This is a genomic window from Streptomyces mangrovi, assembly GCF_900114215.1.
Lineage (GTDB): Bacteria > Actinomycetota > Actinomycetes > Streptomycetales > Streptomycetaceae > Streptomyces > Streptomyces barkulensis.
The window spans coordinates 38,971-64,025 of the sequence record NZ_FOSG01000025.1 but is presented as its reverse complement, the minus strand read 5'-3'; the positions used below and the strand labels follow the sequence as shown (position 1 = coordinate 64,025).

General features: G+C 69.5%; 26 protein-coding genes. 9 read left to right on the top strand and 17 right to left on the bottom strand.

Features of this window, described 5'->3' with window-relative positions:
* Genes BM237_RS25485 through BM237_RS25470 form a run of 4 tightly spaced genes read right to left on the bottom strand, consistent with a single transcriptional unit; the run spans position 1 to position 2,996 of the window.
* Complete coding sequence (locus tag BM237_RS25485; protein WP_093852082.1) at positions 1-1,359, bottom strand: NADH-quinone oxidoreductase subunit D; 1,359 nt, start codon at positions 1,357-1,359, stop codon at positions 1-3.
* Positions 1,359-2,075: an NADH-quinone oxidoreductase subunit C gene (locus tag BM237_RS25480; RefSeq protein WP_093852081.1), complete on the bottom strand. Its 717-nt coding sequence runs from the start codon at positions 2,073-2,075 to the stop codon at positions 1,359-1,361. The genes BM237_RS25485 and BM237_RS25480 overlap by 1 nt, the downstream gene beginning before the upstream one ends.
* Positions 2,072-2,626 (bottom strand): NuoB/complex I 20 kDa subunit family protein, encoded by a 555-nt coding sequence (locus tag BM237_RS25475; RefSeq protein ID WP_093660456.1) that lies wholly within the window; start codon positions 2,624-2,626, stop codon positions 2,072-2,074. Before BM237_RS25475 ends, BM237_RS25480 begins: the two co-directional genes overlap by 4 nt.
* A 10-nt stretch (positions 2,627-2,636) precedes the next feature.
* Positions 2,637-2,996, bottom strand: coding sequence for an NADH-quinone oxidoreductase subunit A (locus tag BM237_RS25470; protein ID WP_093660454.1), 360 nt, complete (start codon positions 2,994-2,996; stop codon positions 2,637-2,639).
* Between the two features lie 725 nt (positions 2,997-3,721).
* On the opposite strand from BM237_RS25470, the gene BM237_RS25465 reads away from it, so the two are divergent.
* Positions 3,722-4,564: a C40 family peptidase gene (locus BM237_RS25465; RefSeq protein ID WP_093852080.1), complete on the top strand. Its 843-nt coding sequence runs from the start codon at positions 3,722-3,724 to the stop codon at positions 4,562-4,564.
* A gap of 94 nt (positions 4,565-4,658) precedes the next feature.
* Here BM237_RS25465 and BM237_RS25460 read toward each other — a convergent pair whose 3' ends face one another.
* Together BM237_RS25460 and BM237_RS25455 are read right to left on the bottom strand one after the other, a co-directional pair.
* Entirely contained in the window at positions 4,659-5,954 is a 1,296-nt protein-coding gene (locus BM237_RS25460) for a geranylgeranyl reductase family protein (RefSeq protein ID WP_093852079.1), read from the bottom strand.
* Positions 5,955-6,136: 182 nt separating this feature from the next.
* Positions 6,137-6,829 (bottom strand): demethylmenaquinone methyltransferase, encoded by a 693-nt coding sequence (locus BM237_RS25455; RefSeq protein ID WP_093852078.1) that lies wholly within the window; start codon positions 6,827-6,829, stop codon positions 6,137-6,139.
* A 253-nt stretch (positions 6,830-7,082) separates the two neighbouring features.
* On the opposite strand from BM237_RS25455, the gene BM237_RS25450 reads away from it, so the two are divergent.
* A complete protein-coding gene (locus tag BM237_RS25450) occupies positions 7,083-7,724 on the top strand; it encodes a permease prefix domain 1-containing protein (protein WP_093852077.1) in 642 nt (213 codons plus the stop codon).
* Positions 7,725-7,737: 13 nt separating this feature from the next.
* Here the strand turns inward: BM237_RS25450 and BM237_RS25445 are convergent, their stop codons facing one another.
* A complete protein-coding gene (locus BM237_RS25445) occupies positions 7,738-8,070 on the bottom strand; it encodes a PadR family transcriptional regulator (protein WP_093852076.1) in 333 nt (110 codons plus the stop codon).
* Between the two features lie 105 nt (positions 8,071-8,175).
* Between BM237_RS25445 and BM237_RS25440 the strand changes: the two genes are divergently transcribed.
* The 4 genes from BM237_RS25440 (at position 8,176) to BM237_RS29035 (ending at position 12,663) form a co-directional block, all read left to right on the top strand.
* A complete protein-coding gene (locus tag BM237_RS25440) occupies positions 8,176-8,595 on the top strand; it encodes a hypothetical protein (RefSeq protein WP_093852075.1) in 420 nt (139 codons plus the stop codon).
* Positions 8,596-9,183: 588 nt separating this feature from the next.
* Positions 9,184-9,621, top strand: a complete 438-nt coding sequence (locus BM237_RS25435) for a WXG100 family type VII secretion target (protein WP_093852074.1) — start codon at positions 9,184-9,186, stop codon at positions 9,619-9,621.
* The gene (locus tag BM237_RS25430; RefSeq protein WP_093852073.1) at positions 9,618-11,888 is read left to right on the top strand and encodes a WXG100 family type VII secretion target; all 2,271 of its coding nucleotides are present in this window, start codon (positions 9,618-9,620) and stop codon (positions 11,886-11,888) included. Before BM237_RS25435 ends, BM237_RS25430 begins: the two co-directional genes overlap by 4 nt.
* A gap of 163 nt (positions 11,889-12,051) precedes the next feature.
* The gene (locus tag BM237_RS29035; RefSeq protein WP_139238178.1) at positions 12,052-12,663 is read left to right on the top strand and encodes a hypothetical protein; all 612 of its coding nucleotides are present in this window, start codon (positions 12,052-12,054) and stop codon (positions 12,661-12,663) included.
* Positions 12,664-12,833: 170 nt separating this feature from the next.
* Here BM237_RS29035 and BM237_RS25425 read toward each other — a convergent pair whose 3' ends face one another.
* The 4 genes from BM237_RS25425 to BM237_RS25410 all read right to left on the bottom strand — a co-directional run bounded on the left by BM237_RS25425 (position 12,834) and on the right by BM237_RS25410 (position 16,690).
* Positions 12,834-13,640 carry a transposase family protein gene (locus tag BM237_RS25425; RefSeq protein ID WP_093852097.1) on the bottom strand — a complete coding sequence of 269 codons (807 nt, stop codon included), beginning with the start codon at positions 13,638-13,640 and terminating at the stop codon, positions 12,834-12,836.
* A gap of 184 nt (positions 13,641-13,824) precedes the next feature.
* The gene (locus BM237_RS25420) at positions 13,825-14,382 is read right to left on the bottom strand and encodes an imidazolonepropionase-like domain-containing protein (RefSeq protein WP_093852072.1); all 558 of its coding nucleotides are present in this window, start codon (positions 14,380-14,382) and stop codon (positions 13,825-13,827) included.
* A gap of 21 nt (positions 14,383-14,403) precedes the next feature.
* Entirely contained in the window at positions 14,404-15,603 is a 1,200-nt protein-coding gene (gene mqnC / locus BM237_RS25415) for a cyclic dehypoxanthinyl futalosine synthase (protein WP_093852071.1), read from the bottom strand.
* Positions 15,604-15,799: 196 nt separating this feature from the next.
* On the bottom strand, positions 15,800-16,690 hold the full coding sequence (locus BM237_RS25410) for a menaquinone biosynthetic enzyme MqnA/MqnD family protein (protein ID WP_093852070.1): 891 nt from the start codon (positions 16,688-16,690) through the stop codon (positions 15,800-15,802).
* 241 nt (positions 16,691-16,931) lie between these two features.
* Here BM237_RS25410 and BM237_RS25405 point away from each other — a divergent pair, with 241 nt between their 5' ends.
* Positions 16,932-17,135, top strand: a complete 204-nt coding sequence (locus BM237_RS25405; RefSeq protein ID WP_093660436.1) for a cold-shock protein — start codon at positions 16,932-16,934, stop codon at positions 17,133-17,135.
* A 197-nt stretch (positions 17,136-17,332) separates the two neighbouring features.
* Here the strand turns inward: BM237_RS25405 and BM237_RS25400 are convergent, their stop codons facing one another.
* The 6 genes from BM237_RS25400 to BM237_RS25375 form a co-directional block, all read right to left on the bottom strand.
* Positions 17,333-18,784: a dicarboxylate/amino acid:cation symporter gene (locus BM237_RS25400; RefSeq protein WP_425443739.1), complete on the bottom strand. Its 1,452-nt coding sequence runs from the start codon at positions 18,782-18,784 to the stop codon at positions 17,333-17,335.
* Positions 18,785-19,244: 460 nt separating this feature from the next.
* On the bottom strand, positions 19,245-19,613 hold the full coding sequence (locus BM237_RS25395; protein WP_342746257.1) for a DUF4229 domain-containing protein: 369 nt from the start codon (positions 19,611-19,613) through the stop codon (positions 19,245-19,247).
* Between the two features lie 28 nt (positions 19,614-19,641).
* Positions 19,642-20,166, bottom strand: a complete 525-nt coding sequence (locus BM237_RS25390; RefSeq protein WP_093852068.1) for a GNAT family N-acetyltransferase — start codon at positions 20,164-20,166, stop codon at positions 19,642-19,644.
* A gap of 63 nt (positions 20,167-20,229) precedes the next feature.
* Complete coding sequence (mqnE, locus tag BM237_RS25385; RefSeq protein ID WP_093852067.1) at positions 20,230-21,393, bottom strand: aminofutalosine synthase MqnE; 1,164 nt, start codon at positions 21,391-21,393, stop codon at positions 20,230-20,232.
* A 171-nt stretch (positions 21,394-21,564) separates the two neighbouring features.
* Complete coding sequence (locus BM237_RS25380; protein WP_093852066.1) at positions 21,565-22,023, bottom strand: Lrp/AsnC family transcriptional regulator; 459 nt, start codon at positions 22,021-22,023, stop codon at positions 21,565-21,567.
* 104 nt (positions 22,024-22,127) lie between these two features.
* Positions 22,128-22,865: a UbiX family flavin prenyltransferase gene (locus BM237_RS25375; protein ID WP_093852065.1), complete on the bottom strand. Its 738-nt coding sequence runs from the start codon at positions 22,863-22,865 to the stop codon at positions 22,128-22,130.
* 169 nt (positions 22,866-23,034) lie between these two features.
* Between BM237_RS25375 and BM237_RS25370 the strand changes: the two genes are divergently transcribed.
* Together BM237_RS25370 and BM237_RS25365 are read left to right on the top strand one after the other, a co-directional pair.
* Positions 23,035-24,225 (top strand): hypothetical protein, encoded by a 1,191-nt coding sequence (locus BM237_RS25370; RefSeq protein ID WP_139238177.1) that lies wholly within the window; start codon positions 23,035-23,037, stop codon positions 24,223-24,225.
* A 184-nt stretch (positions 24,226-24,409) separates the two neighbouring features.
* Positions 24,410-25,030: a rhomboid family intramembrane serine protease gene (locus BM237_RS25365; RefSeq protein WP_093852063.1), complete on the top strand. Its 621-nt coding sequence runs from the start codon at positions 24,410-24,412 to the stop codon at positions 25,028-25,030.
* Positions 25,031-25,055: the final 25 nt, after the last annotated feature.

Below are 25,055 nucleotides of genomic sequence, written 5' to 3'. Positions count from 1 at the left end.
TCACCGGTCGACGCCTCCCATCACGGGGTCGATGGACGCGACGGCGACGATGACGTCGGCGACCTGGCCGCCCTCGCACATCGCCGCCATGCTCTGCAGGTTGGTGAAGGACGGGTCCCGGAAGTGGACCCGGAACGGGCGGGTGCCGCCGTCGCTGACCACGTGCACGCCCAGCTCGCCCTTGGCGGACTCCACCGCGGCGTACGCCTGGCCCGGCGGTACCCGGAAGCCCTCGGTCACCAGCTTGAAGTGGTGGATGAGGGCCTCCATCGAGGTGCCCATGATGTTCCTGATGTGGTCCAGCGAGTTGCCGAGCCCGTCCGGGCCGAGCGCGAGCTGCGCGGGCCAGGCGATCTTCTTGTCGCCGACCATCACCGGGCCGGGCTCCAGCCGGTCCAGGCACTGCTCGACGATGCGCAGCGACTGGCGCATCTCCTCCAGCCGGATCAGGAAGCGGCCGTAGGAGTCGCAGGTGGTGTCGGTCGGGACGTCGAAGTCGTACGTCTCGTAGCCGCAGTACGGCTGGGCCTTGCGCAGGTCGTGCGGGAGTCCGGTGGAGCGCAGGATGGGGCCGGTGGCGCCGAGCGCCATGCAGCCGGACAGGTCCAGGTAGCCGACGTCCTGCAGACGCGCCTTGAAGACGGGGTTGCCGGTGCAGAGCTTGTCGTACTCCGGCAGGTTCTTCCGCATCTTCTTGACGAACTCGCGGACCTGGTCCACCGCGCCGGCCGGCAGGTCCTGGGCGAGCCCGCCGGGCCGGATGTAGGCGTGGTTCATCCGCAGGCCGGTGATGAGCTCGAAGAGGTCCAGGACCAGTTCGCGGTCCCGGAAGCCGTAGATCATCACCGTGGTGGCGCCCAGCTCCATGCCGCCGGTGGCGATGGCCACCAGGTGGGAGGAGATCCGGTTGAGCTCCATCATCATCACGCGGATGACGCTGGCGCGGTCGGGCACCTGGTCCTCGATGCCCAGCAGCCTCTCCACCGCCAGGCAGTACGCCGTCTCGTTGAAGAACGGCGTGAGGTAGTCCATGCGCGTCACGAAGGTCGTGCCCTGCGTCCAGGTGCGGTACTCGAGGTTCTTCTCGATACCGGTGTGCAGGTAGCCGATGCCGCAGCGGGCCTCGGTGACCGTCTCGCCGTCGATCTCCAGGATGAGCCGGAGCACGCCGTGCGTGGACGGGTGCTGCGGGCCCATGTTGACGATGATCTTCTCGTCGTCGCCCCTGGCCGCGGCGGTGGCGACCTCGTCCCAGTCGCCGCCGGTGACGGTGTAGACGGTGCCCTCGGTGGTCTCGCGGGCGCTCGCCTGCGAGGCGGTGGGGTCCGTCGCGTGCGGGGATGCGTGCGAGGTGCTCATCAGCTGTACGACCTCCGCTGGTCGGGAGCCGGGATCTGGGCGCCCTTGTACTCGACGGGGATGCCGCCGAGGGGGTAGTCCTTGCGCTGCGGGAAGCCCTGCCAGTCGTCGGGCATCATGATCCGCGTGAGCGCGGGATGGCCGTCGAAGACGATGCCGAAGAAGTCGTACGCCTCGCGCTCGTGCCAGTCGTTGGCCGGGTAGACCGAGACGATCGACGGGATGTGCGGATCGCCGTCGGGCACGCTCACCTCCAGCCGGATCAGCCGGTTGTGGGTGATCGAGCGCAGGTGGTAGACGGCGTGCAGTTCGCGTCCGGACTCGCCGGGGAAGTGGACGCCGCTGACGCCGGTGCACATCTCGAAGCGGAGCGCGGGGTCGTCGCGCAGGACGCGGGCCACCACCGGCAGGTGGTCGCGGGCGATGTGGAAGGTGATCTCGCCGCGGTCCACGACCGTCTTCTCGATCACCTCCTCCGGCACCAGGCCCTGCTCCTCGAGCGCGCCCTCCAGTTCGTCGGCCACCTCGTCGAACCAGCCGCCGTACGGCCTGCCCGAGGCGCCCGGCAGCCGGACGGTGCGCACCAGCCCGCCGTAGCCGGAGGTGTCGCCGCCCTCCTTGGCGCCGAACATGCCCCGGCGGACGTCGATCACCTCGCCCGTCCCACCGCGCGGCGACGGGACGGCGCCGTTGCCGTTGTCCTGTGCCTCGCTCATCGGAGCAGCCCCTTCATCTCGATCGTCGGAAGCGCCTTGAGTGCCGCCTCCTCCGCCTCGCGGGCGGCCTGCTCCCGGTTGACCCCGAGCTTCTCGCCCTGGATCTTCTGGTGGAGCTTGAGGATCGCGTCCAGCAGCATCTCGGGGCGCGGCGGGCAGCCGGGCAGGTAGATGTCGACCGGCACGATGTGGTCGACGCCCTGCACGATCGCGTAGTTGTTGAACATGCCGCCCGAGGAGGCGCACACGCCCATGGAGATGACCCACTTGGGGTTCGGCATCTGGTCGTAGACCTGCCGCAGGACCGGCGCCATCTTCTGGCTGACCCGGCCGGCCACGATCATCAGGTCCGCCTGCCTCGGCGAGCCGCGGAAGACCTCCATCCCGAAGCGGGCGAGGTCGTAGCGGCCGGCGCCGGTGGTCATCATCTCGATGGCGCAGCAGGCCAGTCCGAAGGTCGCCGGGAAGACCGACGACTTGCGCACCCAGCCCGCGGCCTGCTCGACGGTGGTCAGCAGGAAGCCGCTCGGCAGTTTCTCTTCGATACCCATGTGTACGCCCCTAGTCCCATTCCAGGCCGCCGCGACGCCAGACGTAGGCGTAGGCGACGAAGACGGTGAGCACGAAGAGCAGCATCTCCACGAGCCCGAACAGCCCCAGGGCGTCGAAGGTGACGGCCCAGGGGTAGAGGAAGACGATCTCGATGTCGAAGACGATGAAGAGCATCGCCGTCAGGTAGTACTTGATCGGGAAGCGCCCGCCCCCCGCTGCCTGTGGGGTGGGCTCGATGCCGCACTCGTATGCCTCGAGCTTGGCCCTGTTGTAGCGCTTGGGGCCGACGATCGAGGCCATGACCACGGAGAAGACAGCGAAGGCTGCCCCGAGCGCTCCCAGTACGAGGATGGGCGCGTAGACGTTCACCGCTCCTCGCTCCTTCCAGTCGACGACGCTGCCGGCGGGCCGTTGCGGGCCGTTTTCGGACCGGTGTTCCGTTCACGAAGATCGTGTGTATGTGAGGCAGTTCACAAGCCCGAGTCGACTGCATCCTATGCCCGTCCTTCTGTGATCTGCGACACGGGGTGCGGCAACAAGTTTGTGATCTCCACCACCTGACGAATGATCATGAAGCCGGATGGACGGCGACCTTCGCACGTGAAGCGGCCGACTGATCACCACACGTGACAATCCGAAGCGTTTTCGCTGGTCGGAGGGGTGCGCCTTACCAAACGATGTTCAATACAGGCAAATTTGCCCTGGACATCCGGACTCGCTAAATGGCGCGGAAGGGAGCCTCGGCGGGAGCCGGGGCCGGCTCCGGGCCCGACTCCGGATCCGCCTTCGCGCCCCCTCCGGAACGCCGGCACGGCAAGATCGTGAATCCGTGCTCAATCTGTGACCTCCACCACGCCCACCCCTCGCGGCGCGTGCACCTCTTTGCGCGGGGACGACCGCCCGTGCTAGGCACGCGGAGCGAAGTGGATCAATCGGACAATGTCATGGTCACGGCCCCTTAACGGGGCAATGATCGACTTCCGGGAGAGCCCCCCGGAGCGCCCCGCTCCGGTCAAAGTGGTCGCGTACACGCCGAGTGTGGCGTAACACACCTTTGTTGAACGGAACCTCCCACGGCTGATAGCCGTGGTGACATGTCCCAGACCGCCCACATACCCAGCCACCGGAAACCCCGTCGAGCCGGCAGGAACCCCCTGCTGCGCACAGGTGTTGCCGGTGGTGTCCTCAGCACTCTCGCGGTGACCGCCGCGGCCGCCCCCGCCTCCGCCGAGGAGCGGAAGACGGCCGCCGACACCGCCGAGATGCCCGTGATCGTCCCCGACGCGGCCACCGGCGCCCTGCGGGCCGCCGACGCCAACCGGACGGTCGCGACCCGGTACGAGACCGAGGCCGCGCGGACCCTGGCCGCCGAGCAGGCCATGGACCGGGCCGGAGAACTGGCCGAGAAGAAGAAGGCCGAGGCCGAGCGCAGGGCGGCGGAGGCCGCCGAGGCCGAGCGCGAGCGCGCCGCCCGGGAGCGCGCGGCGCGCGACTCCCGGCGCACCTCTCTCGGCGCCGCCCCCGCCGAGAACACCGCACCCGCCACATCCGCCGCGCCCGCCGCATCCGCACCGGCCGGCAGCGGCAACGCGGCGACCCTGGTGAACTTCCTGCGCGCGCAGGTCGGCAAGGCGTACGTCATGGGCGCCACCGGCCCGAGCGCCTACGACTGCTCCAGCCTCACCCAGGCCGCCTTCCGCCAGATCGGGATCAGCCTCCCGCGGACCTCGCAGCCGCAGTCCACGGCGGGCACCCAGGTCTCCCTGAGCAACGTGCGGCCGGGCGACATCCTCTACTGGGGCAGCGCCGGCAACGCGTACCACGTCGCCGTCTACATCGGGAACGGCCGCTTCATCGGCGCCCAGAACCCCTCCACCGGCGTCGTCGAGCGCGACATGAGCTACGACATGCCGACGGGCGCGGTGCGCGTGCTCTGACGCCGCGCGGCGCGCGTACGGCACGTACGCGCACACGGTGAAGGGCCGTCCGGTCTCCCGGACGGCCCTTCACCCGCTCCCGCTCGCCTGCGCGCTACGCGCGCGGGGCGACCTTCGTCAGCCCGTTGATGATGCGGTCCATCGCGTCGCCGCCCGTCGGGTCCGTCAGGTTCGCCAGCAGCTTCAGCGTGAAGCGCATCAGCACCGGGTGGGTCAGACCGCGCTCGGCCGCGATCTTCATGACCTTGGGGTTGCCGATCAGCTTCACGAAGGCGCGGCCCAGCGTGTAGTAGCCGCCGTAGGTGTCCTTGAGGATCCTCGGGTAGCGCCGCAGCACCAGCTCGCGCTGGGCCGGGCTCTGCCGGGCGTGGGCCTGGACGATGACGTCGGCCGCGATCTGCCCGGACTCCATGGCGTACGCGATGCCCTCGCCGTTGAACGGGTTGACCATGCCGCCCGCGTCACCGACCAGCAGCAGCCCCCGCGTGTAGTGCGGCTGCCGGTTGAAGGCCATCGGCAGGGCCGCGCCGCGGATCGGGCCGGTCATGTTCTCGGGCGTGTACCCCCACTCCTCGGGCATCGAGGCGCACCACGCCTTGAGCACCTCGCGCCAGTCCAGCTCCTTGAAGGACGAGGAGGTGTTGAGCACGCCCAGACCCACGTTGGAGGTGCCGTCGCCCATCCCGAAGACCCAGCCGTAGCCGGGCAGCAGCCGGTCCTCCGCCCCCCGCCGGTCCCACAGCTCCAGCCAGGACTCCAGGTAGTCGTCGTCGTGGCGCGGCGAGGTGAAGTACGTGCGCACGGCCACGCCCATCGGACGGTCCTCGCGCCGGTGCAGGCCCATCGCCAGCGACAGCCGCGTGGAGTTGCCGTCCGCGGCGACCACCAGCGGGGCACGGAAGGAGACCGGCGTCCTCTCCTCGCCCAGCTTCGCCTCGACACCGGTGATCCGGCCGGTGCGCCCGTCGGTGATCGGCGCACCGACGTTGCACCGCTCATACAGCCGCGCCCCGGCCTTCTCGGCCTGCCGGGCGAGCTGCTCGTCGAAGTCGTCGCGCCTGCGGACCAGTCCGTAGTCCGGGTAGCTCGCCAGCTCCGGCCAGTCGAGCTGGAGCCGGGTGCCGCCGGCGATGATCCGCAGGCCCTTGTTGCGCAGCCAGCCCGCCTCCTCGGAGACGTCGACGCCCATCGCCACGAGCTGCTTGACCGCGCGCGGGGTCAGCCCGTCGCCGCAGACCTTCTCCCGGGGGAAGGCCGTCTTCTCCAGCAGCAGGACGTCGAGCCCGGAACGGGCCAGGTGGTAGGCGGTGGTGGATCCGGCGGGGCCGGCGCCGACCACGATCACATCGGCGCTGTGCTCGGAGGCTGCCTTCGAGGGGGACTCGGTCACGACGGACTCCCGCAAGACTCGGTATTCAACGTGCCGGTCGCGCCGGGCACTGGACGGATGCAGTCTATGCAGGGGCCTTCGGCCCGCCGGGAACAGGGATGCGCGGGCGAACTCCCGCTCCCGTGCCGACGATCGCCCCGCGCGCCCGGTCCGTCCCGTCCCGCCCTGCCCCGTTCCCGGTCCTACGGCGCGAACCCCCGGTGCAGGGCGACGATCCCGCCCGTCAGATCGCGCCAGGCGACCTTCTCCCACCCCGCGTCCTGGAGCCTGCGGGCCAGGCCGGGCTGGTCGGGCCAGGTGCGGATGGACTCGGCGAGGTAGACGTAGGCGTCCGGGTTGCTGGACACGGCCTCCGCCACGGGCGGCAGGGCCCGCATCAGGTACTCGGTGTAGACGGTGCGCAGCGGCGCCCAGGTGGGGTGGCTGAACTCGCAGATCACCACCCGCCCGCCGGGCCTGGTCACCCGCAGCATCTCGCGCAGCGCGGCGTCGGTGTCGCGGATGTTGCGCAGCCCGAAGGAGATGGTGACGGCGTCGAACGCGTCGTCGGCGAACGGCAGCCGGGTCGCGTCCCCGGCCGTGAACGGCATCCACGGCTCGCGCCTCTTGCCCTCCCGCAGCATCCCGAGGGAGAAGTCGCACGGCACGGTGTACGCCCCGGCGGTCGCGAACGGCACCGACGACGTGCCCGTCCCGGCCGCCAGGTCCAGCACCCGCTCCCCCGGCCGCGCGTCCACCGCACGGGCGACCTCGCGCCGCCACAGCCGGGCCTGTCCGAGGGACAGCACGTCGTTGGTGATGTCGTACCGGGCCGCCACCTTGTCGAACATCGCGGCGACTTCGTTGGGCTGCTTGTCCAGGGATGCGCGCGTCATGTGCCCATCCTCCCAGTCCCACCCCCCTGCCCCCGCCCCGGCTCCCCGGCTCCCCGGCCGCTTCCTTCCGTACGGACAGCGCGCCTCCGGCAGGACGGCCCCCGGGCGTGCGAACCCTCCGGCGCCCCTGCAGGAACAGCCGGGGAGAGTCAAGGACATCCCGGGGATCCTTCCTCCCGGCCGTCCCCTCCGGCGCCTACACTGGGCGGGGCTTACACGACCGCGCGGGCTCAGGAACTGTCCGGGGGGACGGGTGATCGACCGGTACGTCACCGAGCTGAGCCGGACGCTGCGCGGCCCGCGAACGGCCAAGGCCGACCTGCTCGCCGAAGCTCGCGACGGGCTGATCGACGCGGCGGATGCTTACGAGGACTCCGGTCTGAATCGGGAGAGCGCCGAGCGGCAGGCCGTCGCGGACTTCGGTCCCGTACACGTGGTCGCCCCGGACTACCAGGCCGAACTGGGTCTCGCCCAGGGCCGGCGCACCGCGATACTCATCTGCGCGGTGATGCTGACTCAGCCCGTGGCATGGCGGGTGATGCAGACCCTCACCAAAGACGCCCCCGGCGGGCACGGCGGCCGCGGCTACGAACTGGTCGACGCGGCGGCCCGCTGGTCCGGCGGCATCACCATCGCCCTGGGACTGGCGGTGCTCTTCGCGACGGGCACGGGAGTGCGCCGTCTGGGCTCCCCGCGCCTGGTCGCCCGCGTCACCGGGATCTTCGCCTTCACCGTCTGCGCCGTCTTCGCGGTGCTGGGGCTGCTGCTCACCCTGTCCGACCCGGCCACGCACTCACCGCTGAGCCCCACCGGGCTGCCGAGCACCCTGGTGGTGCTGGGCATTCCACTGGCCGGTATCGGGGTGGCCGGCCGCCGCTGCCTGAGCGCGGCCTGACCAGCCGGCCGGGTCAGCTGGAGGCCGTACCGGGGCGCAACACGCCCTCGACCACGGCGGCGAAGTCCCGCCATTCCGAGCGCTCGGTGTCCAGAGCGCGCCTGCCCGCCGCGGTCAGCTCGTAGGTGCGACGTCGGCGTCCGCCGACCATTCGCCACTCACTCCGCACGTATCCGGCCCGCTCCAGCCGGCGCAGTGCGGGATAGAGCGACCCGGTGGGCAGTTCCAGCGCTCCCCCGCTGCTCTCCCGGAGCGCCTGCATCACGGCGTAGCCGTGCAGGGCTCCCTTCTCCAGCGTCGCCAGGATCAGGGCATCGAGATGCCCTCTCACCGCATCAGGCTTCATGTAGCCAATCTACATAATGTGCTAGCGTAGGCTTCCTACATGTAGACAGCCTGATTTGTATGACGGTCCAGCGGCACACGACCGAGCACCGGGAAGGAGCATCCGATGTCCACGACGGACACGCGCCGAGGTTCCCTGCGGCAGTTACCCTGGGTGCTGATCGTCGCCCTGGGCGCCTTCGCGCTCATCCGGCCGGTACTCAGCATCGCCGGTGCCTACGATTCCGGGCCGTTGGAGAAACCGGTGGGTCCCGTCCTGCTCACGGTGCTGATCGCCGTGATCTGGGTGGGCGCCGCGGCGGCGCTGCGCGTCCCCCGGCCGGTACCGACCCTCCTGTTCGCCGGAGTGGCCTACGGAGTGCTCGCACTCCTCCTGAACCTGGCGCTGCAGCCGTTCCTGGAGGACGCCGAAGTCCCCCCGGTGCCCGGGATGATCGGCATACTGTTCTTCAACTCCCTGCTGGGTGCGGCGCTGGGACTGATTGCCGCGGGCCTCCAGCGCGTCCTGCACCGCACCGGCGGCTGACACGGCACCACCCGTGTACGCATCGGCTCCATTCCGGCGCCTCGGAAAACCACCCGGCCGTGGCCGACCGTCATTCCCGTCGACCGGGCCCTCCCCGGAACCACGCCGTGAGCCGACGCCCACCCTGGCCCGCTTCCCCGCCGAAGTGACCGCCGAGGCACTCGGCAGACACCGCACCCGCCCTGCGCACAGGCTGCCGGGGGCCGATTGTCCAACCCCGCCTTCGCGGCCCCACTTCCCTCCTGCCGCACAGGGCTCGGTCTTCCGGCCGCAGGACGAACAACGCCCCCATACCGTTCCCGGAACGGGCGACGCCTGTGCCCCCACGCACCCCACAGCACACTGCCGTCCCGGGACACGCCGTCGGAACCGACAGACGGCGCCCTGAAACCCCAGGCATTCCCCCCGCCCCGGCCCCGGTGGTGCCGGCCGCACCGTCAGGTCACGCGACGAGGCACATCACGGGGCGAACATGCCTTCTGGGCCCCCTCCTCGACACAGGCTGTGTCCGAATCCTTTGCCTCACCATCAGCAGGACCGGTACACAGGGCACTCACAAGTGTCCGCACTGTGACCAGAGGAAGCACCATGTCGTTCGACGAAGAGTGGGACCAGCTCGTGGCCAAGGCCACGCGCGAGCAGGCGACCCGCACCCGCCTCAACACACTCGACGGGGACGAGGGCGGTGGCGGCACGACCAAGCTCCTCCACGTCACCCCGAACGAGCTCACCAAACGCGCGGGCAGGACCGACACCATCCGCGGCAACTTCGCCGACGCGGACAACGCAGTCATCGAGAAGACCAAGGAAGTTCCCGGCGGGCTCAAGGGCTTCAAGTCCGCCACCGCGTTCACCACCTTCCAGGAACGCTGGGAGGAACAGATGAAGTATCTCCAGGGACTGCTGGACAGCGGAGTGGCCAAGCCCCTGCGCGCCGCGGCCGGCGAACTCCAGCAGGAGGACGGCGACCGGGCCAAGGTGATCGACGGTCTCAAGATGGAGGACGGGAAGGGTTCGGACAAGTGACACTGAGCTACAGCACGGTCAAGGAGGCTGACCTCACACCGCTGTCGGAGGCTGTGGCCAAGTGGCGGAACCTGCCTGGCAAGTTCACCACCATCGCCACATCCTTCAAGACCGAGGTGTCCGGTGCCCTACTCGCTTCCGACTGGGAGGGGGAGGCGGCGAAGGCCGCGTTCAAGAAGTTCGATCAAGTGCAGAAGCAGATGGGGAACGCCGCGGAGGAGGCCGGTGACGTCCACCGGCTGCTCGACAGCGCTCTGGAAAGCTTCCGCTCCGCCCAGAAACGACTCCGGAACGTCACCGACGAGGTCTCCGAGGACAGGAACCTCAAGCTCTCCTCCGCCGGGCTCGTATACCTGGACCCGGACGACAAGAAGAAGCCCGAGCGGCTCGCCGTCCTCAAGCAGGCCTACGAGGACGTGATCCGCGGGTACAACGACCGCATCAAAGCGGCCCTCGATGACGCCACCGAGGCGGACACCGCACTTCACTGGGCGCTCTCCCAGGACCCCAACGGACGCTCCCCCGGCTTCCACCCCGACATGTTCCGCAGCATCCGGGAGGCCCAGCAGGGACAGGGCCGGGCCCGCAAGGACGCCGACACACTCGTCAAGCTCACCTCTCTCGGTCCCGGCATCACCGACGAACAGCTCGAACAGTTCAACCGCCTGGCCCGGAAGCACGAAGGCGACCCCTACTTCGCCGAACGGTTCGCCGTCAAAACGGGCCCCGAGGGCACTCTGCGCTTCTGGCAGGGCATCGCCGACGCCCGTCCGTCCAGCAGCGCAGCAGAAAAAACCCTGGCGGGCATCCAAAAATCTCTTTCCCACACTCTCGCCACCGCCTCGCATTCCCAGAGCGAAGCCATGCAGGAGTGGAAGGAGAAAATGGTCGAACTCGGGAAAGAACGCATCTATTTCACCCACTCGGGCGCGACGGCGAACCTCCCGAGCCAGGGGTCCTACGGTTTTTCCATCATGAGCAGCTTGATGCGCCACGGCGAGTACGAAACAGAATTTCTCAAAGAGTACGGCACTGAGCTCTACTACTTCGAGAAGGAGCACAAGGGCGACCTCGAAGATCTTTGGCATGTCGATGACCACAAAGCCCGCCTCAATTTTGGGTCCGATGAAGGAAACGACCCCATGTCCGGTTACCTGGAGGCCCTCGGCCACAACCCGGAAGCTTCCAAGGCGATGTTCAACTCAGTGCCCTGGGCTGTAAACGGGAACCATGAGAACAACCTCAGCCCGTTCCTCGATTACCTGATGCGTGAACGTGAATGGCTCCAAGACCCGACTACGGGCGAAGAAGCCCAAAAAGGGTACGGGTACGATGAACTTGGGCACGCCCTGGAGTCAGCGACCCTCGGTTTCCCGTACGATCGCCCCGATCTTGGCCTGAAGCGCGACGAGGCGACGGCAAACGTCATGAGTCAAGTTGTCGCACTTGTCAGCACGGACGTGAGTTTCGCCTCCGACAGGCCCGGAGTGGGAGACAGTTTGGCAAGGATGGGGGCTGGCTACATCGACGACCTGAATTGGGCAGTCTCTGATTTCGGGGAAGCGGATTACACAGAAGAGGCAAGGAACTCCGCCTTCCGCCATAAAGAAGGGGGCGGCCACTTCAGTGTAAATGCCAGCACTGCCGAAAGGTTCCTCGCTTCTGCCGGAAGAGTCGAAGGTGGATACGAAATACTTGCATCAGCTCAACAGGAGTACGTCGCATCCCTGATGAGAGTGCAACCCGGGCCCAATGATGAGGCGAAACTTATCCTCGAATCAGGATCCAAGTTCAACGGAGTGATTGACGGTGCGCGAACCTTGGACATCCTGAACACATATGAGGACAACAAGGAGGAGGCGGAGCGCAAATTGACCGAGGCTGCGGAGTGGGAAAAATTTGCCGTCAGCCAGGGAATCGGCTTGGGTGCCGGACTTCTGACTCTTCCTTTTGGAGGCCCTACCACTTCTGCAGCGGTTGCTTTCGCGGTTCCCGCTGTGGTGGAAGGGGTGGCGAGCGCTACGGAAACCCAATACGAGGTGTCCCTGAATCGCCAGATAGAGGAAAGGATGGAAAAATTCGAGGAAGAAAACAGGGTCGATGCTATGGAGTTCTACGATCGCGGGAAAGTCCGGTCCGTGGACCCGCTCGACGCCTTCGTTGTCGCTCATGAAATTCCACCAGGCAGCTCTTGGCTTCAGGAGATCAACCTTGAGGACAGGTACGACACTGGAAGGAACGACATTGCACCTCTATTTCGAAAATAATACGAGCCGCCAGCGAAGCACTTAGAAATGGGCGAAGCAACCCCAGTCGAAAGCACTCGGCCAGATCCCGAAAGTTGAACACCCGTCACCTCGAAGATGAAACCCTTAGAGAGATTATCTGGTGAGGAAGAAAATTTTTCGATTGCGCATCACCTTCTCCTTGGTGGGCATCATTCTGATGGCGTCATCTTGCTCTAGCGGAGACCGGGGAAATTCAGTTTCCGCACAGGATGTGTGCGGCGGGCTGGCAGAGAAAGCCGCCTCAGCCGTGAAGGAAATTACAGCGGCAGAGAAGTTCAGAAAAGACTCCGTCGGCGACGGCGGTAAGTTCACGGACCTCCTCTTGTCCGACCTGAAGGAAGAAAGAACAGGGAAGAGAAGAGAGTTCTGCCGAGTCCACCCCGTAGAGGGGAAAGGAGCACCTGTTCCACGCATTCATTTCGAAATAATCAGTCGAGACAACATCCCTCCTGACAGAAAAACGGCAGTCGTCGGCGAGAAGGATTTCCCGTTCGCTCTACGGGCGACTTCGACTTACACCTCCGCTGAAATATATTTTGAGTGCCACTCAAGTAGCACAAGAAGAAACAGCAGAGAACGCCCTGTAGTGCACGGAAAACTTTCCTACGGCCCTCGACTCGTTGGGGGCGAGGGTGGTTTGAAATCAATCCAATTGCACATGGACATACTTCAGCATGTGGCCCGCAATGTCGCGAGGGAATTGGGATGCGGTGGTCACGGGGGCATCCCGGAGTCGGATGGGCCTAGGGAGTAAAAGGCGAAAATAGAGAAAGACAAGTTCAAGGCTATCGGGAAGTCTCGCGCTGCATCCCCTCTCTCCGCCTACGCAAAGGCTCATGACATCCCCAGCGACGATCCATGGTTTGCAGAGCGCAGAAGGTCCATAGAACTTTACTACGGTAAGTGAGGTTTTCTCATCGGTGATCACTTCCAGATCCCGTTGAGAACGAGAGCTGCTCTGGCGATGTCGCCGATCCGGTTGGGGCTGAGCGTGACGTGCTGCAGGGCCCGCCATCGCTGCTTGAGTTCGGCGGCAGTGCGCTCGCCCAGGGCCCGGACATGCCGCAGCAGCATGTTGAGCATGCGGGTATCGGCGTGAAGTGCCTGTTCGGACTGGCCCTTTGGGCGGCGGACCGGGATGCGGATGCCGATGCCCGCGCCGATGTAGCCCTTGTCCGCCAGGGTCGGAAGGCCCTCGGCGGCCTTGTAAAGGGCGGGCAAGGCGTGCAGGCGGGCGGCGGTGATGTCGGGGACGCTGCCGGGCTCGACGTCGGAGACCCACAGGGGGGTGCTGTCCGGAGCGGACAGGAACTGGATGTTGCCGCCGAACGCCTTGTGCTTCTGGCTGAACCACAGGTCGTTACCGTTGTCCCGGAGGCCGGCGAGGCGGTCGGACTCGATCAGTGTGCCGTCGAGGATCACGTGTGTCATGCCTTCACCTCGGCAGCGGGAGAGGACCTCGTGCAGGTCCGGGGCCTGGGCGGAGAGGACGTCGATGCCTTCGTGCAGGTAGCGGTAGCCGGTGGCCTGGGAGATTCCGGCGTCACGGGCCAGGCAGTGCACGCAGCCGCGCTCGCGGAACCAGCGCAGAACCAGTACGGCCTGGCGGAACGGGCCCAGCGCCCGCGAGCCCTTCGGCGTGCCGATGCGTCGTCGGTGTGCGGCCAGCAGGCGGGACAGGTACTCCACGACATGGCGTGGGACGTCGAGCGTGGCAACATAGGTGACCAACGTGAAGCCTCTGGTGGTTACGGACATGATCTTGTGGTGAGACCTGTCCTACCAGGGGCTTTACGTCTGTCCAGAGCCGGGGCCGCCCGGCCCGATCCACCCGGACCTGCACCGATCAGCCCACTTCGCGGAGATCATTTCGCTGAGAAAACCTCACTCGGCGGCACCTCGGAAACCCGGGGAGTCAGGTGCGGCGGTGGAGGAGACGGCCGGCGAGGACGGTGGCGAGGCAGTGGCCGTCGGCGGCGTGGACGGCGAAGTCCGCGCGGGCGCCCGCGGAGAGGGTGACGGGTCGGGGGGCGGGCAGGACGGTCAGGCCCGAGCGCTGGACGGCGGTGCGCACCGAAGGGCGGGCGAAGGGGCCGACGACGGAGGTGAAGCCCTCGCGCAGGAGGCGCTGCAGGCCGCGACGGGCGCTGTGGCCCCAGCGCACCTCTTCCATGGGGAGGGCCGCCAGGGCGGAGCCCGTGAGCGGTTCGGTGTCGGGGATGCCGGGCAGGCCCACTTCACGCGGGTCCGGGTGGTAGGCGGCCTCCAGCCACGCCGCCGCGTCCACCGCGCAGCGGCCGGGGGCCAGTTCGCCGGGCCAGTGGCGGACGCGGGCGGCCGGGTACGCCTCGGTGAGGGAGTCCGCGGGGCCGATCGCCGCGATCCGGTCGCCGGAGACCGCCACCGCGTGCCCGTCCAGCCGCTCGCCGTCCCCGGTGAGGCGGACGGCGAGCGGGGCGTGGATCGTCAGCACGGGATCGCGGGGTGAGGGTGGTCAGCCGGCGTCGATGAGCTTCAGCTCGGGGTGCGCGGTGCCGCCCTCGATCGCGGTCGAGGACAGATGGGAGACGACGCGGTCGTCCGCCGGGTCCTTGGCCGGGTCCTCGTGGACGACCAGGTGCTCGTACGTCGTCGAGCGCTGCGCCGGGACGCGTCCGGCCTTGCGGATGAGGTCGATCAGCTCCATGCGGTTGGAGCGGTGCTTCGCTCCGGCCGAGGAGACGACGTTCTCCTCCAGCATCACCGAGCCCAGGTCGTCCGCGCCGTAGTGCAGGGAGAGCTGGCCGATCTCCTTGCCCGTCGTCAGCCAGGAGCCCTGGATGTGGGCGACGTTGTCCAGGAAGAGCCGGGCGACGGCCAGGATGCGCAGGTACTCGAAGATCGTGGCCTGGGTGCGGCCCTTGAGGTGGTTGTTCTCCGGCTGGTAGGTGTACGGGATGAAGGCGCGGAAGCCGCCGGTGCGGTCCTGCACGTCGCGGATCATCCGAAGGTGCTCGATGCGCTCGGCGTTGGTCTCGCCGGTGCCCATCAGCATGGTGGAGGTGGACTCCACGCCCATCCGGTGGGCGGTCTCCATGATCTCCAGCCAGCGCTCGCCGGACTCCTTCAGCGGCGCGATCGCCCTGCGCGGGCGCTCGGGGAGCAGTTCGGCGCCGGCTCCGGCGAAGGAGTCCAGGCCGGCCTCGTGGATGCGGCGGATCGCGTCCTCCACCGTCACGCCCGAGATGCGGGCCATGTGCTCGACCTCGGAGGCGCCCAGGGAGTGGATCACCAGCTCGGGGAAGCGCTTCTTGATCGCCGAGAAGTGCTCCTCGTAGTACTCCACGCCGAAGTCGGGGTGGTGGCCGCCCTGGAACATGATCTGGGTGCCGCCCAGCGCCACGGTCTCCTCGCAGCGGCGCAGGATGTCGTCCAGGTCCCGGGTCCAGCCCTTGTCCGTGTCCTTGGGGGCGGCGTAGAAGGCGCAGAACCGGCAGGCGGTCACACAGACGTTGGTGTAGTTGATGTTCCGCTCGATGATGTACGTGGCGATGTGCTCGGTGCCCGCGTACCGGCGGCGGCGCGCCGCGTCGGCGGCCTGCCCCAGCGCGTGCAGCGGGGCGTGCCGGTAGAGCTCCAACGCCTCCTCCGCGCTGATCCGCCCGCCCCCGGCGGCGCGGTCGAGTACGGACTGGAGGTCGGCGTTATCGGTCACCGGGCGGTCCTCTCGGGCTTGGCGGTCGGGTCGGTCGGGCCTGGCGGCCGGGCCGGCCGGTGCGCGGCGGCACGGCGTCCGATCCAGCGTACGCCAGCGCCCCGGCGGCCTTTCGGCAGGTCAGTTCGCTCCGGCCGGGCGGGGCCGGGGCCGGGGCCGGGGCCGGGATGATGCGGCTACGGGGTACAGCCTCGGCTCAGGGGGTACGGCCTCGGCTCAGGAGTTCCACCCGCACATCCGCCGGGAATCCGGTGGTGGGCCCGGTCCGGCGGGCGAACTCGGCGATGCCGGTGAGCTGTCCGGGGCCGAGCCGGAAGTCCAGGGTGGTGAAGTAGCGCTCCAGCAGCTCGGCGTCGAAGGCCTCCCAGCGGGCCGCCTGCTCGGCCACCTTGGCGACCTCCTCCAGGGACAGGTCACGGGAGTCGAGGAAGGCCCGGTGGACCTCCCGCACGGTCTCCGGTTCGCGCTCCAGGTAGTCGCGGCGGGCGGCGAAGACGGCGAAGACGAACGGCAGGCCCGTCCACTCCTTCCACATCAGCCCGAGATCGTGGACCTGGAGGCCGAGCCGAGGCGCGTCGTGCAGGGAGGCGCGCAGCGCGGCGTCGCCGATCAGCACGGCGGCCTGGGCCTCCTGCATCATCAGGCCGAGGTCGGGCGGGCAGGTGTAGTAGTCGGGGGCGATGCCGTGGCGCTCGGCGAGCAGCAGCTGAGCCAGCCGCACCGAGGTGCGGGACGTGGAACCGAGGGCGACGCGCTCACCGTCGAGGGCGGCCAGCGGCACCTTGGAGACGATCACGCAGGACATCACCGGGCCGTCGCAGCCCACCGCGATATCCGGCAGCGCGACCAGCCGGCCGGCGTTGCGGAGGAATTCCACGAGGGTGATCGGGCCGATATCGAGATCCCCGTTCACCAGCTGTTCACTCAGTTTCTCGGGGGTGTCCTTGGTGAGCTCCAGGTCCAGCAGGGTGCCGGTGCGGGCGAGTCCCCAGTAGAGGGGCAGGCAGTTGAGGAACTGGATGTGCCCGACGCGGGGCCGCCTCCGCTGGGGCTCGGCGACGGGCTGGTCAGCGTCATTGGTGTCCACCTTGCGAGGCTATCCCCGCAGGTCCGGTCCCCCTCCTCGGGGGTGCTCACCCGGACGGGCGCGCCGGAGCATGATCACCCTTCCCCTCCGGTGGGCACCGTGCTACGCTCACAGCAAGTTGCAGTTTGGTTTCCCTTGCAGTACAGAGCCTGCGGAGCATGTGACCGCGGGCTCTCGTCGTTTTCAGAGTTCTTCATTGGCTTCTGGAGCAGGGCAACCCTTATAGGCCCAAGGAGGGCTTATGGCTACCGGAACCGTCAAGTGGTTCAACGCCGAAAAGGGCTTTGGCTTCATCGCCCAGGACGGCGGCGGTCCCGATGTGTTCGTTCACTACTCCGCGATCAACGCCAACGGTTTCCGTTCCCTGGAGGAGAACCAGGCGGTCACCTTCGACGTGACGCAGGGCCCGAAGGGTCCGCAGGCGGAGAACGTCACCGCGGCCTGAGTTGCCCGGCTCGGCCAGACGCCCTGGCCGTGACGGCGTACGCCCGCCCATGAGGGCGGTACGGCGCCGGCAGACGACCGGATAAGCAGTACCCAAGGAGCCCCCGCCACGGCGGGGGCTCCTGCCTTTCCCGGGCCCGGGCCAGCTCCCGCGACCCCGGGAGCCGGCCCGGGCCCGCGGCCGCCGTGCGGGGCCGGTCAGGCGGTGGCGGGGGCCGGCTCGCCGCTTTGGCGGCCTCCCGCGCCCCCGGCGGGGACGGTGCCGATGCCCTCGCCCTCGGTGTCGTCGAGGGCATCAATGTCGAAGCTCCGGGCGCGGCGGAAGGCGTCCAGGTCGAGGATCCTCTCCCGGGCCGCGACCACGACCGGGACAGCCGCCTGGCCGGCGACGTTGGTGGCCGTCCGGATCATGTCCAGGACCGGGTCGATCGCCAGCAGCAGACCCACGCCCTCCAGCGGCAGGCCGAGGGTGGACAGGGTCAGCGTGGTCATCACGGTGGCGCCGGTGAGGCCGGCGGTGGCGGCCGAGCCGATGACCGAGACGAAGGCGATCAGCACGTAGTCGCCGATGCCGAGGGAGATGCCGAAGATCTCCGCGACGAAGATCGCGGCGAGCGCCGGGTAGACCGCGGCGCAGCCGTCCATCTTGGTGGTGGCCCCGAACGGCGCGGCGAAGGAGGCGTACTCCCTGGGCACCCCGAGCCGTTCGATGGCCTTCTGGGTCACCGGCATCGTGCCGACCGAGGAACGGGAGACGAAGCCCAGCTGGATGGCGGGCCAGGCCCCGCGGAAGAACTGCAGCGGGCTGACCCGGGCCGCCAGCGCCAGCAGCAGCGGGTAGACGCCGAACATCACCAGCAGGGAGCCGATGTAGACGTCGGCGGTGAAGGTGGCGTACTGGCCGATCAGGTCCCAGCCGTACTGGTCGATGGCGCGGCCGATCAGGCCGAGGGTGCCCAGCGGGGCCAGGCGGATGACCCACCACAGGGCCTTCTGCAGCAGGGTGAGGGCCGACTCGGAGAAGGAGAGCAGCGGTGCGGCCCGCTCCCCGATCCGCAGGGCGGCGACGCCGGCGACGGCGGCCATGAAGACGATCTGCAGGACGTTCAGCTCGGTGAACGGCGTGATCACGTCGGTGGGGATGATCCCGGTGAGGAAGTCCAGCCAGGAACCCGCCTGTTCGGGCCGGGCGCCGTCCTTCGGGGACAGTCCGGTGCCCGCGCCCGGGTTGGTGAGCAGACCGATGGTCAGGCCGATCCCGACGGCGATCAGCGAGGTGGCCATGAACCACAGCAGGGTGCGGCCGGCCAGCCGGGCGGCGCCCGAGACGTTCCGCAGATTGGTGATCGAGACGGTGATGGCGAAGAAGACCAGCGGGCCGACGGCCAGCTTCAGCAGCTGGACGAAGGTGCCGCCGATCTTGTCGAGGGCGGTGCTGAGCCAGGCGACGTCGCCGCTGCGGGCGATCCAGCCCAGCAGGGCTCCCAGGACCAGGCCGAGGAGGATCTGGGCCCAGAAGGGGACTCCGGCAAGGCCTGTGCGGCGCTTCGGCGCGGCGGCCTCGCCGGCTGCGGCGGCCTCGGCGGTCGAGGAGGACTCTTCGGGCGAGGAGGACTCGTCGGGCGCGCTGGATGACGTGTTGGAGGACACGGACACACTCCGGTGGGACATGTGGCGGGGACAGGGTTCTCGGGGTTCTGCGCGTTCTGTGCTTTCCGCGCGTTCCATGCGTGCGTCGAGGACTCGACGGTCCCGGAGAACTCGGGAAGAAGGAAGAGGGCGCCGGAGGGATCCGGCCGCCTCGGGCCGCGCGGGACTCAGCCGATGCGACAGGCCGCGGACAGGCAGCGGCAGAGGTCGACGTGCAGCCGGGCCACGAGCATCGTGCTCCTGGCCTGGGGGGTGGTGCGGGCTGCGGTCGTCATGGTCCTCACGCTAACACCGGGCCCCGGGGCCTCCCGGGCGCCGCCTGGGCGGAACGGTTTCCGCCGACGCACAACGCCCCGGCGGGGAAAGGCATTCCCGGCGGGGCGTCGTGAGGGAGTGTGACGAGGGTTACGCGGTACGGAGGGCGGCGTGACGGGCGGGAGGCCGGTCCGGTCCCGCCGGCTCAGTCCTCCTGGCTCTGGTTGGCGGCCAGCTTCCGCTTGGCCCGGTCCACGCGCTCGGCGATCTGCGCGGACATCTCGTCGCGCTGTCGGCGCAGCAGCACCAGGCTGAGCGGCGCGGAGACGACCATGGCGAGCATCAGCAGCCACAGCGGGTTGGCCCTGCCGATGGCCTCGGGCAGTACGCCGACGTAGGCGAGCACCGCGACGACCACGAAGCAGGCGAGGAAGACGCCCAGTCGCATGGCCGTGTAGCGGAGCGTCGCGCGCGGCGTGCGGCCCGGCACCGTGCCGGACGCGGCGCCGGACGCGGCGTCGGACGCGGTGTGCGGTGCCCTGTTCGTGTTGCCGGTCTCCGAAGTGCTGGTCACGGTGGTGGATCCTTTCGGCGTGGCCGGGTCAGCTGAGCCGGAGCCACATGGTGATGTCGTCCCGGAGGTCGTCGTCCGCGACGCGGATGGCGTCGGGCACGCGTCCGACCTCCTTGTAGCCGCACGAGCCGTAGAAGTGCTCCAGCCCGAGCCCGCCGCGGCAGGTGAGCCGGATGCCGCGGACGCCGTCCATGCCCCGGGCGGCCTCCTCCACGGCGGCCATCAGGGCCCGTCCCTCGCCCCGGCCCTGGCGGTCGGGGCTCAGCATCACGGTGTACAGCCACACCCAGTGTCGCATCAGCCGGTGTGTGTTCGGCGTCAGGAAGGCGGTGCCAGCGACCCGGTCCTCCTCGTCGTACGCCGCCAGCAGCCGGGCCCGCCCCTCGGCCATCGCCGCGAGGTGCCGGGTCAGCTCGGGCCGCACCTCCTCGGCGGTCACCGGCGGTACGAAACCGACGGCGCCGCCCGCGTTGGTCACCCGCGCCCACAGGTCGCAGACCCCGTCGGCCAGCCTCCGGTCGACGGGAGGGTCGAGTACGTACCGCAGCGTCATCGAGCCGTCCTCACCGATGTGTTCCGCCTCACCGATGTGTTCCGCCTCACGCCCGCCGCCGGGTCACAGCCTCATCGGCTGCGGCGACTCGCGCCGCGCCGGGTCCGGGCCGTCGTACTCGCGGACGATCTCGTAGCGGGTGTTGCGCTCGATGGGGCGGAAGCCGGCGTCGCGGATCAGCTCCAGCAGGTCCTCGCGGGTGAGCTTGTCGGGGGTGCCGTAGTTGTCCGCGTCATGGGTGATCTTGTACTCGACCACCGAGCCGTCCATGTCGTCCGCGCCGTGCTGGAGGGCGAGCTGGGCGGTCTGCACGCCGTGCATCACCCAGAACACCTTCACATGCGGCACGTTGTCGAACAGCAGCCGCGAGACCGCGAACGTCTTGAGCGCCTCCGCCCCGGTGGCCATGGTGGTGCGGGCCTGGAGCCGGTTGCGGACCTTGCCGTCCTTCATGTCCACGAAGTCGTGCTGGTAGCGCAGCGGGATGAAGACCTGGAAACCGCCGGTCTCGTCCTGCAGCTCGCGCAGCCGCAGCACGTGGTCGACCCGGTGGCGGGGCTCCTCGATGTGCCCGTACAGCATGGTGCAGGGCGTCTTGAGGCCCTTGGAGTGCGCCAGGCGGTGGATGCGCGACCAGTCCTCCCAGTGGGTGCGGTGGTCGACGATGTGCTGCCGCACCTCCCAGTCGAAGATCTCCGCGCCGCCGCCGGTGAGCGACTCCAGGCCGGCGTCGATCAGCTCGTCGAGGATCTCGGAGGCCGTCAGGCCCGAGATCGTCTCGAAGTGGTGGATCTCGGTGGCGGTGAACGCCTTCAGGGAGACGTCCGGCAGGGCCTTCTTCAGCTCCCGCAGCGAGCGCGGGTAATAGCGCCAGGGGAGGGTGGGGTGGAGGCCGTTGACGATGTGCAGCTCGGTGAGGTTGTCGCCCTCCATCGCCCTGGCCAGCCGCACGGCCTCCTCGATGCGCATGGTGTACGCGTCCTTCTCCCCCGGCTTGCGCTGGAAGGAGCAGTAGGCGCACGAGGCCGTGCACACGTTGGTCATGTTCAGGTGGCGGTTGACGTTGAAGTGGACGACGTCGCCGTTCTTGCGGACGCGCACCTCGTGGGCGAGGCCGCCCAGCCAGGCCAGGTCGTCGGACTCGTACAGGGCGATGCCGTCCTCACGGCTCAGCCGCTCACCGGCGCGGACCTTCTCCTCCAGCTCGCGCTTGAGCCCAGCGTCCATGCGTCGCCGCCTCCTTGTTCGGTGTGTACGGGGTTGCGGGTCCTGCGGGGCCGTCCGTTGCGGGCGACCCATTGAGCCTACGCCGTCCCCGCCGCGCGCCCGGGCGGGGCCCCGGCCCCCGGGGGTGCCGGCGGGGACGGCCGGGTCCGCCCGGACGCGCGGCGGCCGCGGTCACTCCTCCTCGGTGGGCAGTACGCCCACCCGGTTCTCCCACTTGGTGGAGAGCACGATGGTGGTGCGGGTCCGCGAGACGCCCTTGGTGCCCGAGAGCCTGCGGATCGTCCGCTCCAGGCCGTCCACGTCGGTGGCGCGCACCTTGAGCATGAAGGAGTCGTCCCCGGCGATGAACCAGCAGTCCTCGATCTCCGCCTGGTCCCGCAGCCGCTCCACCACGTCCTCGTGGTCGACGGAGTCCGAGAGCTGGATGCCGATCAGGGCGGTGACGCCCAGGCCCAGGGAGGGGGCGTCCACGGTCGCGCGGTAGCCGGTGATGACGCCGGCCGCCTCCAGCCGGTTGATGCGGTCGGTCACGCTGGGGCCGGAGAGGCCGACGAGCCGGCCCAGCTCCGCGTACGAGGCCCTGCCGTTCTCGCGCAGCGCCTGGATGAGCTGTCTGTCCACCGCGTCCATGCGTCCTGGTGCCTTCCGTCGTTCGGCCGTCGTCCGGGCTGTCCGGCTGTCGGATACCGCAAGAGCTTTCCGTAATCGAATCTAAGGCATCCGTGCCCACTGCCCTAAGACTGCCTCTGTGCGCCCCCCAGCTCGCCTTCCCATCGGCGGTAGAGATCGTGCGGAACGCCCAGTGCGTCCAGCGCGCGGCCGGCGACGAAGTCGACCAGTTCCTGGATGTGGGCCGCCCCCGCGTAGAAGGCGGGCGAGGCCGGCAGCACCACGGCTCCCGCATCGTCCAGGGTGACCATGTGCCTGAGCGTCTGGCCGCCCAGCGGCGTCTCGCGCACGGCGACGACCAGCGGGCGGCGCTCCTTGAGCGTGACGCTCGCCGTGCGCTGGAGCAGGTCCTTGGACAGTCCCAGGGCGATGCCCGCCACGGACGCGGTGGAGGCCGGTACGACGATCATCCCCCTGGCCGGGTACGAGCCCGACGACGGTCCCGCGGCCAGGTCGCCGGCGGGCCAGTACCGCACGGTGCCGCCCGCCGCCTTCCCCGCCGCCCTCTCCGCGGCCCTCTCCGCGGCCGCCTCCGGACCCCCGGGCTCGGGGACCGCCACGTCGTACGCGTCCGGGGTGCCGTCCGCCCCCCGGGCCAGCCAGCGGCGCAGGTCCTCGCGCCAGTGGGCGTCGCGGAAGGGGTGGCCGGTCTCGTCCAGCAGGGTCAGCCGGGAGGCCCGGCTGACCACCAGGTCCACGTCCTCGCCCGCCGCGAGCAGCGCGCGGATCACCGACGCGGCGTACGGCGTCCCGGACGCCCCGGACACTCCGACGATCCACGGCCGTCGCACACTGTCACTCACGGCACCGAGCCTAAGGCGTGTTCCGAGAGCAGCGTCGGCCGCCCGCGGGGCGGCGCCCCGCGGGCGGGACTCTCGGAACACGTCCCAAGGCCGCCGCGCCGCCCTCCCGCGCCGGCCGGGGCACCCTGGCCCCTGGCCGTCTCCGTCCCCGAGGTAGTTGGATCGACGCATGCCCCGTATGCCCCGCGCCCGCCGCGCATCCCGTACACCCCGCACATCCCGCACACCCGTCACGCACACCGAGCGCTCCGGGCACGCCCCGGCCGGCGGGCGCACCGGCCGCACGCGCCTGGCGGCGGTCGGCTGCGCCCTCCTGATCGCCGCCTCCACCGCCTGCCAGGCCCCCGGGAGGACCGACGCCGAGGCCAGGGTCCGCCAGGCCGTCGACAGGCTCGGCGAGTGGGAGACGGTGTCGGTCGCCGCGCGCGTCGACGCCCCGGCCGACGAGATACACGCCTTCCTGCGGCACAACCACGAGCGGGGCATGGGCCCGGCGGTCTCCCGCACCGACGCGCTGCTGCTGTCCCGGATGGAGACGGCGTTCGTGTTCGGCGCGGACAGGCCGCTGAAGGACCTCGGCGGGAAGGACCGGATCGACACGGCCGCGGCCGTGAACTTCGGCAACCGGGACGTGGCCGCCTACAAGTCGGTCGGCGCCGACTTCTACGTGCGCGCCAACTGGACGCGGCTGGCGCACGAGACGGGCCGGAGCCGCGAGACGGTGGTGCGGGCGGCCGAGCTGGCCCGCTCGGCCGACTCCCTGCCGCCCTCCATGGCCGCCGCCCGGGACATGCTCGAAGGCCGGTGGGTGCAGATGGACCCCGAGGAGTTCGACCACTTCGCGCGGGCGGTGGGCGGCAAGTACGGCGAGCGCGCCCAGCGGCTGGCCAACAGCGTGGACATCCTGCAGAGCGCCCGGGCCCAGCACCGTGTGATCGGCGCGGTGCGCCGGGCCCTGGACGACCACGCCGTCCTGCGGGAGTCCGGGCGGGCGGACGGCGCCGAACGCGTCAGGGTGACCCTCCCGGCCCGCGAGACCGCCGACGGCCTCGCACGGGCGCTGGCCCCGTTGGAGGACCGCTTCGACGGGATCGGGTTCACCTGGCTGGAGCGGGCACCGGACCGGCGGATCACCGCGGAGCTGGCACTGCGCGGCGGCGTACTGTCGGGAATGACGGTGGACCTGGCGCAGTTCACCGGACAGACGGACGCCGGGGAGACGGAGGAGATACCGCTCACCCTCTCCTTCGCGCCCGGTTCGGCGGTCTCGGTGAAGGCGCCCAGGGGCGCCAGGTGGCTGGACCCGCAGGACGTGATGGCCGCGGTGCTCTACGAGGAGCTGGGCTCGTCCCGGCCCTGAGACGCCCCGGCCGGAACTCCCGGCACGTTCCGTGACGTTCTCAGGACGTACGCGGCGGCGAAACGGGCAGGGAAACGGGCAGACCGGGACGGCGGCGTGACCGGCGGCGATGCCGGACGCCGGCAGCGGCACCGGCGGCGGCGCCGGGACTGATCAGCGGTATCGAACGGGAGAGAGGGACCGGATGGTGTACGGACCGGTGGCCGGGGCTTCCCGCTCCCCACGCGCCTCCAGGGCGATGTCGGCGGGCGTGCTGATGGCGTCCTGGGTGGCCCTGCTGTGGCTGCTGGAGGCCGTCGACGTGGCCACCGGCAACTCCCTCGACCCCTACGGCATCTCGCCGCGCGAGACGGACGAGCTGGCCGACGTGGTGCCGGCGGCGTTCCTGCACTTCGGCTGGGACCACGTGGCGGCCAACAGCCTGCCGCTGCTGGTGCTGGGCTTCCTGGCGGCCGTGCGCGGGATAGGCCGGTTCCTGGCCGTCTGCCTGACGATCATCGTCGTCAGCGGCCTGGGCGTCTGGCTCACCGCGCCGGAGAACTCCCTGACGGCGGGCGCCTCGGGTGTGGTCTTCGGCCTCTTCGGCTATCTGCTGGTGCGCGGCTTCGTCGACCGGGACGCACTCGACATCACCGTGGGCATCACGGTCGTGCTGCTCTACGGCTCGATCCTGTGGGGCGTGCTGCCCACCGCCCAGGGCGTCTCCTGGCAGGGGCATCTGTTCGGGCTGATCGGCGGGGTGCTGGCGGCGTTCTGGTTCCGCCGCTCGGCGCCCGCCGCGCGGGCCCGGCGGCGGATACCCTGACCCGCCCGGCCGGGCGGCCGGCGCA